Below are 12,329 nucleotides of genomic sequence, written 5' to 3' on the forward strand. Positions count from 1 at the left end.
TTTCTGATGTCCACTCCTTACTATGTCCCGGAAACTTCTGTTCCGCTCCCGCCGCCTGATGCCGAAGTCATTTCGACCGCCTGCGACTACTGCATCGTGGCGTGCGGCTACAAGGTCTACCGCTGGCCGGTCGCTGGCGGCAAAATCGGCGGGCCGAAAGCCGATCAAAACGCCTTTGGTGAAGATTTCCCGGTGGCGCCGTTGGGGACCTGGATCGCGCCGAACCAGCACAACATTGTGCTTCACAACGGCGAACCGCATCACATCATCATCATTCCGGACAAGGACACCAAATACGTCAATTACACCGGCAATTCATCCATCCGCGGCGGCGCACTGGCCAAGAAAGTTTACAACCCGCAAACCCCGACCCGCGACCGGCTGAAATCGCCCATGGTGCGTATGTTCGGTGTCTTGATGCCGGTCACCTGGGACTTTGCTCTCGATATTGCCGCGGAAGTCGGCAAGCACGTTCTGGAAAAACACGGCACCAACGCCTACTGCGTCAAGACGTTCTCTTATGGCTACATGGAGAACACCTATGCAATCACGAAGTATGCCTTGCGCAATATCCGCACCGCGAATTTCACCTTTCACGACACGCCATCCGATGTGACGTCTACGCCGGGGTTCCGGGACGCAGGATTTGATAATTTCGGCCCGTCCTATGACGATTGGGCCGAGGCCGACACGCTGATGATCTGCGGCACGGATCCATACGAATCCAAGACCATTCTCTTCACTGACTACATCATGCCGGCGATCCAGAACGGCCAGAAAACCATCTTCCTGTTGCCGCGCCGGACCGGCGGCGTTGCCTATGCTGAAAAGCACGGCGGCATGTGCATTGACATCCAGCCGGGCACGGACCTGCCGGTAGTGCTCGCGATTGCCCGGGTGATCGTTGAGAACGGCTGGGAAGATTCTGAATGGATCAAGAAATGGGTCAACAACAAATGGGAGTCCTCCTCCGGGTTCGGTCAGGGCACCCGGAACACGCCGTGGCAGTGGCGCACGACCTGGGGCAAGTTCCAGACCAAGGGTTTTGACGACTGGAAAGAGTGGCTTCTGGGTCAGGAGTATTCCGAACCGGAAGTTGCCGCCGAAATGGCGCAGGTAGATGTTGAGAAGATCTATAAGGCCGCGGAATGGATGGCCAAACCTCGCGCCGATGGTAGCCGCCCCAAAACGTCGGTGATGATCGAAAAGGGCTTTTACTGGTCTAACAACACTGGCAACACCCAGGCGATTTCCGCACTCGGGATCGTCGTTGGTGCGGGCGGACGGCCGGGTCAGGTGATCGGCCGGGCTGGCGGGCACCAGCGCGGCGGCCTGCGCGGCGGCGGATATCCGCGCAACAAATCACCTGAAAAACTACCCGGACGCCGGCGCCGAGCCATGGACACCGACCGCTATCTGATGTCCGGCCACACACGGCTCGCCCACGTCATCGGCAACACCTGGGTGCAGGCGATGTGCGGCAGCCAATCCTTGCAGGCAAAATTCGATGAACTGACGACCCGCAATCCGCATCAGGTGATGTCGTCTGAGAAACAGGACATCATCGATACGCTAAAACGGCGGGCTGACAGCGGCGGCATGGTGGTCTGGGATCAGGATATCTATCTGGTCGACCCGATCGGCGCCCGCTACGCCGACATTGTCTTCCCGGCCTCCGGCTGGGGCGAAGACACCTTCACCCGCGCCAACGGCGAGCGGCGGCTGCGCCTCTATCCGAAGTTCTATGACGCCCCAGGCGAAGCAAAACCGGATTGGTGGATCATCGCCCAACTCTCCAAGAAAATGGGCTTTGAAGGATTTGACTGGCGCAACTCCAACGAGGTTCTTGAAGAAGGCGCCCGTCATTCGCGCGGCAGCCGCAAAGACTTCAACATGGTGCTAGTTGCTGCCCGTCGCGAAGGCAAAACCTTGCACGAGAAATTCGCCGAGTTCGGTACCAATGGCATCCAGGGGCCGATCTTGATGGATCGGGATGGCAATTTGGTTGAAACAAAACGGCTGCATGATGTGAACAGGGTGCTTCCTGAAGAAGGTCCTATTGGCAAGAACGTCTTCAACAAGAAGCTGACCCATTTCAACAGCCAGACGGGCAAATGCAACATCCAGAAAGCGCCGTGGGATTTGTTTGCCAGTTACTGGGAATGGTTGAAACCAAGGGAAGATGAAATCTGGATCAGTTCAGGCCGCATCAACGAGCGCTGGCAGTCCGGCTACGACGACCGCCGACGGCCGTATATCGTCCAGCGCTGGCCGGAAAACTGGATTGAAATCCATCCGAAGGCCGCCAAAGCGCGCGGCATTGAATCAGGTGATTATGTTCAAGTCTATTCCGACCGTATCCCGGTCCAGAAAGATACCATTGTCGGGGTTGAAAGCAGTGACTTCGATTTCGCCAGCCTGATGAAAAACGGCCACATTGAATTGACCAAAGCATCGATCACAGCGGTCGCGATTGTCACCCCTGCGGTGAAGGAAAACATGGGTTACATGGACTTCCTGCACACCGCGCAACCGGCGAACGCTTTGGCTGGGCGGGTCGTCGACTGGATCAGCGGCAACTACAATTACAAGATGGGTGTCGGCAAAGTCCGGAAGATGGGCGAGAGCCCTTACAAAACCCAGTTCCGGTCAATGTCCTTCGCCCGCCGGGATATTGCCTGATGTATGCGGAGCGCCGACAGGAAGACCCGGCTTCTGAGTTGGAGCTGTTCAAGCGCCACCTGACGAGCGGCAATGATGTGGTGCGCAATATGGCGGTGCGGGCTATCCCGGTGATGGATCTCGATCCTGACAGCACCCGTCAGGCGCTTATCGAGGCTTTGCAGGATCCGGATCCGGACACACGGGCAGATGCGATGGAGCTCTTTGCCTCTCTTGCAAACCTGGCTGACGCCCCGCTACTGCGAGACAGCTTAACGGGCGATCCGGTCCGTGAGGTTAAACTTGCGGCCATCTCCGGCCTTGCCCGTTTGAAAGACCAATCCTCCGTCCCTCTGCTGCGCCGCTTGGTCACCGATCACTGCAACGAACACGTGGCATGGGAAGATGAAGCCGGCGACTGGGAAGACTGGCTTGATATTCAGATTGCGGCCATTGGTGCTCTCGGCCAGTTGCAGGCCGTTGAGGCCGTCGATGACCTGATGGCGGCGCGCGCTGATGAATTCGGTCAAGATCTGGATATTGCGGTGTTCAATGCACTCGGCCAAATGGTCGGTACTGGCGTTGAAAAACTGCTGGATGCTCTCAAGCGGGAGCGTGGTCTTTCAAAGACCCGAGTCGTGCAGACCCTGGGGAAATTGGCCCCGCATGTTTTGCAAGACCATTGCCACCTTCTGATTGCCTCCGATGAACCTTTGCTGCGCCAAGCAGCCATTCCCCTTTTAGGATCCGGTAGCGCGGACATTGAACGCCTCATCAAGGATGATCCCGATCCAGCCGTACGCATCACCGCACTGCGTCACGCTCATACGGCCCGGCCGGATCTGGTCGTCGGATGTCTAATCGATCCCGACCAACCGGTACAGGCGGCTGCCCTCGAACTTGTCGAGCTGCCACTCCCGAACAGCATTCAGTCAGCCCTTGGCGATAACATGCAGGCCTGGCTAAAAACAGCGGCTCTTCCGCTGAAGATGGCAGCTACCAGGCGGTTGGCAGACGTGATCCCCGATCAGGCATGTGAACTCCTGTGCGCCGTCATTGAGGATCAGAGCTGCCCGCTGGAATGCCGCCTTCAAGCCGTTGAAGCGTTGGAGAACCCGGCTCTTGGTTTTTCGGTATCTGAATTGCGTGCGCTGTTGTCCAATCCGGCACAGCAGGTCCGGGTGAAAGTTCTGACCGCACTGAAGTCTCGGGCGGCAGCTAGTGACAGAGACGGTATTGAGGCCATTGCCGATGCGATTGCTGGTGTGGTTCTGAAGGAGGCCGGGGAGATCCGGTCACGGTCTGTTGCCAGTCGTGGTTTGGATGCTTCAACACCGAAAGACGACGCGATCGGCAAGCGCAACATTATCATCACGGAAGACGGTGACATCGTTGAAACCGATACCCTCAAGGAGAACGCCCCGGCGGGTCAATCGACCTTGTCATCGATCCTGAAGGGCAATCAGCCAGAACCTTTTTCCACCAGCTCAGATGCCCTGCCAAAGGGCACCCACACAAGCGCCAAGGACCGCAAACGCCGGCCGGTCGAGGGGCCGGATGCCGCTTCATCGGCCCTGCGCAAGGAAGCGATCCGCGCTTGCGCTGACCTTGCTGCCCCACAAATTCGGTCTGCTCTCGTTGAGTGCCTGGACGATCCGCAGGACGAGCTGGTGCGTGAAGCCTGGGTGGCCCTTGAGCAGCAAAACGCAATCTCCGAAACCGATGACGACCTTTTGGCTGCCGCCAAGATAGCGTTTGGCCATAAAGATCCGGTTATCCGGCTGGCTGCATTCAAGATCATCGCCGGCGCTGAACCAGACGCAGGCCTGCTGGCTGCAGCCCTGATAGATGAGGATGCCCTCATGCGTGCTGCGGCCGTTCAGTTCGTGGCGCCGGAAGAGGCGATCCTCCATCTTGGCGACCAGATTTCCCTTGTTCGGACCACCGCGCTCACACGGGTCTTGACCGCAGATACACCGAAGATAATCGGAGAGGCGGCCGAGATCCTGATTTCGGCAGAACGCATCGACACGCTTTCCAAACTGCTGTCCACCTCAGCTGGCCTTTTCCGGCAGCTGAAACACGACCTCCTCATTCAAGAGTGGCCTCCAAAGAGATCCTTCATCGTATTGAGCGCACTCGCTCAGATGACGAAAGAAAAGTCATGTCTAGACATCATCAGTTGACCGCATTTATCGCAAGAGGCCTAATAGCTGCGCTGAAACCAGCCCTTGCCCTTTCCATGTGTGCCGTTGCCGGCTACGCCATGGCAGCCATGTCGCACCGGACGGTGGATCAGATCACGAATTTCTCGGTCTCGTCCGCTTCCGGGATGTTTCAGTTCGCGCCCAATCTTGTGCGGATTGAGCCGGGCGAAACGCTTACTTTCTTGAACAGCAGGGGCGCACACACGGTAAAATCTCAAAAAGGGTTCTGGCCGGAAGGAGCACCTGAGGTCGACATCACGGGGCAGCTTGAAGCCGATGTTGTCTTCGATACTCCCGGACTTTACGGGGTCACCTGCCGCCGCCACGGCAAATACGGAATGGTGATGCTGGTTGCTGTCGGCGACGTTGAGCCGACGCAAGAGGATTACGAAAAGATCTCCAAGCTTAAAGCCAGCAAAAGCGCGAAGGATGGCTATCAGCGCCTCATGTGGGAACTGCACAAATAATGGGTGGCGGCTCCCCCGCTTTCTTCCTGGTAACAGCCAATGTGCCGGTCCGCAGCCATCGTATCGCCGCCGGATGGACTTGATGTCACGTCCTGGCCATTGGTCGCCAGCGCTTCAGAAACCTGGTACGCCAAGCCAGATGCGAACGGATTTTTCTGGCTTGCCGGGCAAGGTGGCTATGGTGTTCAGACAGCTCCTGCCTTATCTCAGCTTGTGGCAGATCTTTGCCTTCACCGGAAATCGGACTTGCCGCTTGACGTGGTGCAGGCTCTCGATCCCTCCCGCCTAATATAGTCTTCATTCTCATATTTAGGAAAACACAATGTCAGATATCAAACGGCTTGAAGTCGGTCCGCGCATGAGTCAGGCAGTTGTCCATGGCGGCCTTGTGTGGTTGGCCGGACAGGTTGGCACTCCAGGTGACAGTGTGGCCGATCAGACCAAAGTGATCCTGCAAAAAATCGAAAAACTTCTTGCAGATGCAGGCAGCGACAAGTCCCGCATCTTGCAAGCGACAATCTGGCTTGCCAGCATGGATGACTTTGCTGAGATGAACGAAGTGTGGGACGCTTGGGTTGATCCTGCCAATCCGCCGGCCCGCGCGTGCGGCGAAAGCAAATTGGCAACGCCAGACTACACCGTAGAAATCATCGTTGTGGCAGCTGCAGGCTAACACTTCTGCCATCGATCAGATTTGGTGTGCCGTCAAAGAACGGGACTTGTAACAAAGTAGCATCTGGCTGCTCGATTTCGCAGACTACGGCAGCATAACTGCCGTAGTCTTTTTGTTCGTGTGAGGGAAAATCACGGCAGCGGAACGCCCAGAACCTCTTTGAAGAGCAGGGTGAAACAGAAGATGATCGCCGCAACGCCGGTCACAAGGATCACCCAACCCTTTGCCGAATAGGCCTCATGTTGAGCAGGTAGGATCAACGCCAATCCCATCAGGATTGCCGAGCTTTGGAAGCCGAAAATTGGGAGCAACGCGATAGCCCCCAGCATCATGACCGGCACGGCGGTCATCCGTAGCCACGACCCTTCCACAGCAACTTCGGTGACATGGCGGGTGATGAAGAGCTTGATCACGGCCAAGGCAGTCAAGGCGAACATGGCAATGGCGATCGTTCTGGGAAAGACTGCCGCTTCCTGATTGAGGCTTGCCGATTGGGAGATCGCGATCAGGGCAATGCCGCCGAATACAACAAGGCTGGCAAGATCGCGCAACACGGCATTTCTCGGTGCCGGATCCCGGTCCAGAACCGGCTCGCCACTGGACTTGATGACCAGCTTCTTGATTTGCGGCCAGAAGGGGTAAAGGAAACTGAGCACCGTCAGGGCGATGATCACCATTGAGAGCGGCCGGCCAAAAAATTGGCCCCATAGATCGCCGATGGCATCCCCTATGGTCCAGCTCTGCACAAAGCCCTGTTCGGCAATGCGTCCAAGGATCAGTCCCAGCACAATTGGAGACGCAGAGAAGCCGCGTTTGGATGCCAGCCAGCCGATCACACCAAGTACGATCATGATGACAATGTCGGAAACGCTGTTGCGAATGGCGAAGGTGCCAATGACGGTCATGAAGGCAACGGCGGGTACAAGCGCAGCTTTGGGGGCTTGAACGATCGCGCGGTAGGCGAACCGCCCGATGAGCAACCCGACCGGCAGCATCAGCACGGTGGCAAGCAGGAGCCCGAAAATGAAGGTATAGACGATGTCAGCGCCCTCGGAGAACAGGCTCGGTCCGGTGCGCACACCTTGAACCAGCAGCGCGCCCAAAATGACCGCATCCGGCGGCGTGCCGGGAATGCCTAGGACCAATGTGGGAATAAAGCCGCCGCCGACTGTGGCATTGTTGGCCGATTCCGTCGCGATAATGCCGCCGGGGTTGCCTTCGCCAAATTTCTCGTCGCCTTTGTTGCTGCGGCGCGCTTCCGAATAGGCAACCAGGCCGGCGATGGATCCACCAGCGCCCGGAAGGGCACCGACCATCGTGCCGATGACGGAACTGCGAATGAGGTTGAACTTGTTGCGTGCCAGCGCCATGACAGCCTCCGGCAAGCGGAAGCCGCGGGTGTCCTCAGGTTCCTGCAAATGCTTGTTTGGCGTTGCAACGAGATCGATCAGCACCGGAATACAGTAAAGCCCGATCAAGGCGGACACGGTCTCGATACCACCAAGCAGGGTGCTGGATCCGAACGTGAAGCGTACTTCTGCGCTGGTTTCAGAAATACCGATCATGGCGATCAGCAGGCCAAAACAGGCACCTATGACACCTTTCAGAAAGTCCCCTGTTGAAAGGGCTGCGATCAGCGACAAGCCGAATATCGCCAGCCAGAAATATTCAACCGGACCGAAGGCGAGGGCAGCCTCAGCCAATGGCGGGGCAAAAATCAGCAACGCCAAGGCTCCTACAAGACCTCCAGCAACGGAGGCCAGGCAGGCAATCGAAACTGCGAGATCGCCGTCCCCCCGTTTTGCCATGGGGTAACCGTCGAAGGTCGTCGCAATCGCAGAAGGTGTTCCGGGAGTGTTCAACAAAATGGCCGCGTAGGCACCGCCATAAATGGCTCCGGTATAGATGGCCCCCATCAAGATTAGCGCGCTGTCAGGTGCCATGGTGAACGTCAACGGCACCAGAACTGCAACGGCCATGGTGGCTGTAAGTCCCGGTATCGAACCGATAATCGTTCCTGCTGCGACCCCCAGAAGGGCAAGCAACAGGTTCAATGGCGAAAGGGCGTTTAACCAGAAATCGAGCAAATGTATCTCCCTGGGCGGCGGTTCAGGGGCGGTAGGAACAAAACAAAGGGCGGGAGCGCGCAAAATGGCACGCTCCCAAGTCCAGATTTATTCGATGATACCCGCAGCTTTGGCTGCACCAATGTAGCCTTCAGCCTTTTCGGTGAGGAAAGCATTCATGCTGTCGCCATAGCCAACATCCAGAAGGGCAAAACCGCCATCAAGCATCTGCTTCTGAAAATCGGGGTCGGCGTTGATCGCCGCAATTGCATCTGAAACCTGCTTGCGGGTTTCTTCTGAGGCAGAGTTTGGAACTGCGACGCCGCGATAGGCACCGGACACAAGGTCAAAACCGAGCTCGCGGAATGTCGGCACATCCGGGAAGGCAGGGTGCCGCTCTTCCATGGCAACAGCCAACATACGGACCTTGTCGCCCTGCTTTGCGCCGACGGTTGTGTAGCCCCATTCAGCTTTCACCTGATTGCCCAACAGTGCGGCAACGGCAGCGCCGGTCCCTTTGAAAGCAACATATGTGGTTTCGATCCCGGCAAGCGCATCAAACTGGACCTGTGCCAGATGGTTCGCTGTTCCTTTGCCCGAGCCGGAGAAGATGACCTGTTTCGGGTTGGCCTTGGCATGGTCAATGAGGTCCTGCAGGCTCTTGAAGTCGCTGTCGGCTTTAACAACGATCGCGTCTGGCGTGTAGTGGAACATGTAAACAGCAGTGACGTCTTCAGTCTTGAAACCGACGTCGCCCTGTTGCGGTTTGATGACAATGTGCGGCAGGTTAATGCCCATGATCACCGAACCGTCGCCCGCCATGGAGTTCAACTGCGACCAGCCAACGGCACCGCCGCCGCCGGGCTTGTAGGAGACAACAAGCTGCTGACCGTAGAGTTTTTCAAAGAAGGGTTGCTGAAACCGGGCAGTGATATCAGATTCACCACCGGGACCAAAGGGAATGACGTAATCGACACTTCCTGCCGGAAAATCTTCGGCTGCAGCTATACTGGCCACGGCCGAAAGGGCGGCCGCAATGATGCTGGTTCTGAACTTCATGAATTTCCTCCTCAAAAAATTGGCTTTCTTTTTCCAGACACGGGTGCCACCCCGTGGCCAACGGTTCAGGCTGAACCGGTTTTTTTGATCTCCTCCAACAAATGAGCCGGAACGGCGACGCCCCGGTTACGCGCCTCCTCACGCGCATTGAAGCGGCGGTTGCCAGGAAGGCGCGTGCCGTCCTGGGCCTCAATTTCACCAATCAGCACCTCTATTCGATCGGCGAAATTGTTTCCAGAAACCAGGTCCGGGGCAAAAGTGATTATGGTTTGCCCAACACCGGGAGGCGCGCCATCAGCGTCGAAAAAGGACGTTGCTTCAAAGGAGTGATTGGCCCCGATCAAAGTGGCTGCCAGGATCTCAACGATGAGTGCCAATGCGGCACCTTTAGCGTCTCCGGCCGGGATCATTGTGCCGGCGAGCGCGGCCTTTGGGTCCGTCGTCGGTTGACCGTCTTTATCCAGTGCCCAGCCTTCCGGGATAGGCCTACCGGCTTTTGAGGCTGCCATCACTTTACCGCGGGCAACCTTTGACAGGGACAGATCAATCACCAAAGGCGCAGTATCTTTGCGAGGGGCGGCAAAAGCGATTGGATTGGTGCCGAAAAGCGGTGCATGACCGCCCCAGGGCGCCATCGCCTGCGGTGCATTGGCCACCATCAGCGCAACCAAACCCTGCTCGGCCAGGCGCTCCACATGAGCGCCCAATTGGCCACAGTGGTGCGATCGCCGGATGCCTGCGCCCGCAATGCCGGTTTTGGGAGTTAACTCGGTGAGCGTGTCGATTGCCAAGTCAATGGCCGGAAAGGCAAAGCCATTGCCCGCATCAATCCCGGCATAAGCTGCAGCACGTTGGACAATTTCTGGTGTTGCTCTGCCATCCACCTTGCCTGACCGGGCTTGCGCCGCATAACTGGCCACTCTGGAAAAACCATGGCCAGCCTGACCGTCGATTTCCGCAGCGACAAGCGCCCGGGCCACAGATAATGCATTGCCGGGACTGGTGCCGCTCTTTTCAAGCACGGCCTGGACCATGTCCTCGGCGGCTTGGCGCGGCATATAAACGACATCATCAGCCATGATTGAGTACCCGTTTGACATTTTCGACTGTCACGGAAGACACGCGGACATTGCCTTCTTTGGTCACACCGGCAATGTGCGGTGTCAGAATAAGATTTGGAACATCCTTGAAGCGGGAGGCGGCATCTTCCGTCAAAGGTTCGCTCTCGAAGACGTCCAAGGCCGCACCACCCAAGGCCCCTGAGAGCAACGCCTCAGCAACGGCTGTTTCATCGACAACACCGCCACGGGCTGTATTGATCAGGACAGCACCTACCGGCATTTTTGCAATGGCTGCCGCATCAATCAGGTTCCGGGTACTGTCAGTAAGCGGCACATGAAGCGACAGCACATTAGATTGGCCAAGCAACTCATCTCCACTTTCACAGCGCTGAACTCCGGACCAGGCCGGGTCATCGGCGGCAACAAAGGGATCATAGGCCGCAATTGTCATTCCCAGGGCTTGCGCACGCACGGCAACAGCCCGGGCAATGCCGCCAAAACCCCAAAGTCCCAGGCAGCGGCCAGAAACTTCTCCGCCGATCAGCGCATTGCGCGGCCAATCACCAGCCTGCATTTCAGCTGCGGAATGATAGGCGCCACGTACCAGAACAAGAGCGGCGGTAATGACATACTCTGCGACTGACAATGTGTTGGCGCCCGTCGCGGGGCAAACGGCGACCTGACGGCTGGCGCAAGTGTCGAGATCAATATTGTCGAGACCGACACCCAATCGGCCAACCACCTGGAGATTTGGGGCTGCGTCTAGAAGCTCCTGGTTCACCTGTGTCCGGTTGCGGACAATCAGGGCATCTGCATCGGCAAGTTCTCCCAATAGCGCGCCCCGGTCATCGACCAGACCAGGTGCGTAAAGCACCTGGTCTTCGTTAGAAAAACCAGAAAGCGCTGTTTCGTCCATGAATTCTGAAACAACGATTTTCATGGGCCTCACGCGCTTCTGTAGAGTTTTGTCATTGAGAACTCGCGGTGACCGAGGGCTTCGGCAGCGGTGTTGCGGCCGTTGGCGGTGCGGCGGATCATCTCGATCAGCGCATCGCCGGCCTCATCAATGGTCATCTCGCGGCGCAGGATGCCGGAGACATCCACATCCACGTGTTCACTCATGGTGCGCACCGTGCGCGGATTGGCGGTGATCTTGATCACCGGTACAATCGGATTGCCAACCACATTGCCCTGGCCGGTCGGGAAGGTGTGAATGACAGCACCGCCCGCTGCCATCAGCGTCACGCATTCTGCCGCCGCAGACGAGGAATCCATGAAGTAAAGGCCATTGCCGGAATTCGGCGCTTCGGCCGGCTCTAGAATGTCGATGTACTGGGAAGTCCGGCCAATCTTCTCCAGATTGCCGAGCGCCTTTTCTTCAATGGTGGTCAGGCCGCCCTCAATGTTGCCCTTGGTCGGCTGACTGTCAGAGAGGTCATCTGTCTGGTGGGCAAAGATGACGTCGTCCGAATAGGCTTTCCACATCTTGTACCAGCGTTCGCCGACTTCTTCGTTGATCGCCCGCTTCTGACAGATGTGTTCGGCGCCAGTGATTTCGGACGTTTCACCAAAGAAACCCGTGATGCCCTCAGGCAAGAGCTTGTCATACATGTTGCCAACGGTCGGACAGGAGCCAAGACCGGTGGTGGTGTCGCTCTCGCCGCATTTGGTCGACACCCATAGATCGGAGATCGAGCATTCCTCGCGCTGGTATTCCGACGCCATATGGACGAAGTCCTTCGCAGCCCAGGACGCCTGACGGATCGTTTCGAAGTCGCCTTTCTGCTCGATGGAAAACTCAGCGACCGGCTTGCCGGTTTTCCGGATGCCGTCGGCGATGCGTTTGGTCCAGCCCGGCTCGATGCCGATGACAACGACGGCGGCAACATTCGGGTTGGCGCCGGTGCCGATGATGGTGCGGAAATGCAGTTCCAGATCTTCCCCGAACTGCAGCCGGCCATAGGCATGCGGAATGGCGAGCGTGCCCTTGACGTTGTTGGCGACGGCTTCACAAGCGGCGTTGGAGATATCATCGACGGGCAGGATGAGAACGTGATTGCGCACGCCGACGCGGCCGTTTTCCCGCCGGTAGGCCTTCACCGTGATATTCGAATATTTGGACGACATGAAACGGC

General features: G+C 57.5%; 10 protein-coding genes. 5 read left to right on the forward strand and 5 right to left on the reverse strand.

Annotated features, from left to right (window positions below; all coding sequences use genetic code 11):
- Positions 1–6 precede the first annotated feature (6 nt).
- The 5 genes from FJ695_RS09865 to FJ695_RS09885 are packed head-to-tail and all read left to right on the forward strand — an operon-like array spanning position 7 to position 6,008.
- Complete coding sequence (locus FJ695_RS09865; protein ID WP_141185286.1) at positions 7–2,682, forward strand: arsenate reductase (azurin) large subunit; 2,676 nt, start codon at positions 7–9, stop codon at positions 2,680–2,682.
- Complete coding sequence (locus FJ695_RS09870; protein ID WP_141185287.1) at positions 2,682–4,847, forward strand: HEAT repeat domain-containing protein; 2,166 nt, start codon at positions 2,682–2,684, stop codon at positions 4,845–4,847. The genes FJ695_RS09865 and FJ695_RS09870 overlap by 1 nt, the downstream gene beginning before the upstream one ends.
- Positions 4,826–5,335, forward strand: a complete 510-nt coding sequence (locus FJ695_RS09875) for a plastocyanin/azurin family copper-binding protein (protein WP_141185288.1) — start codon at positions 4,826–4,828, stop codon at positions 5,333–5,335. The genes FJ695_RS09870 and FJ695_RS09875 overlap by 22 nt, the downstream gene beginning before the upstream one ends.
- A gap of 39 nt (positions 5,336–5,374) precedes the next feature.
- Positions 5,375–5,629: an FAD-binding oxidoreductase gene (locus FJ695_RS09880; RefSeq protein ID WP_209010991.1), complete on the forward strand. Its 255-nt coding sequence runs from the start codon at positions 5,375–5,377 to the stop codon at positions 5,627–5,629.
- A gap of 28 nt (positions 5,630–5,657) precedes the next feature.
- A complete protein-coding gene (locus FJ695_RS09885) occupies positions 5,658–6,008 on the forward strand; it encodes a RidA family protein (RefSeq protein ID WP_141185289.1) in 351 nt (116 codons plus the stop codon).
- Positions 6,009–6,139: 131 nt separating this feature from the next.
- Here FJ695_RS09885 and FJ695_RS09890 read toward each other — a convergent pair whose 3' ends face one another.
- The 5 genes from FJ695_RS09890 to FJ695_RS09910 form a co-directional block, all read right to left on the reverse strand.
- Complete coding sequence (locus FJ695_RS09890; protein WP_141185290.1) at positions 6,140–8,095, reverse strand: tripartite tricarboxylate transporter permease; 1,956 nt, start codon at positions 8,093–8,095, stop codon at positions 6,140–6,142.
- A gap of 87 nt (positions 8,096–8,182) precedes the next feature.
- Positions 8,183–9,133, reverse strand: a complete 951-nt coding sequence (locus FJ695_RS09895) for a tripartite tricarboxylate transporter substrate binding protein (protein WP_141185291.1) — start codon at positions 9,131–9,133, stop codon at positions 8,183–8,185.
- 65 nt (positions 9,134–9,198) lie between these two features.
- Positions 9,199–10,212 carry an Ldh family oxidoreductase gene (locus tag FJ695_RS09900; RefSeq protein ID WP_141185292.1) on the reverse strand — a complete coding sequence of 338 codons (1,014 nt, stop codon included), beginning with the start codon at positions 10,210–10,212 and terminating at the stop codon, positions 9,199–9,201.
- A complete protein-coding gene (locus tag FJ695_RS09905) occupies positions 10,205–11,134 on the reverse strand; it encodes a hydroxyacid dehydrogenase (RefSeq protein ID WP_141185293.1) in 930 nt (309 codons plus the stop codon). Before FJ695_RS09905 ends, FJ695_RS09900 begins: the two co-directional genes overlap by 8 nt.
- A gap of 5 nt (positions 11,135–11,139) precedes the next feature.
- Positions 11,140–12,321 carry a UxaA family hydrolase gene (locus FJ695_RS09910; protein WP_141185294.1) on the reverse strand — a complete coding sequence of 394 codons (1,182 nt, stop codon included), beginning with the start codon at positions 12,319–12,321 and terminating at the stop codon, positions 11,140–11,142.
- Positions 12,322–12,329 lie beyond the last annotated feature (8 nt).

It is taken from the genome of Labrenzia sp. PHM005, assembly GCF_006517275.1.
GTDB lineage: Bacteria > Pseudomonadota > Alphaproteobacteria > Rhizobiales > Stappiaceae > Roseibium.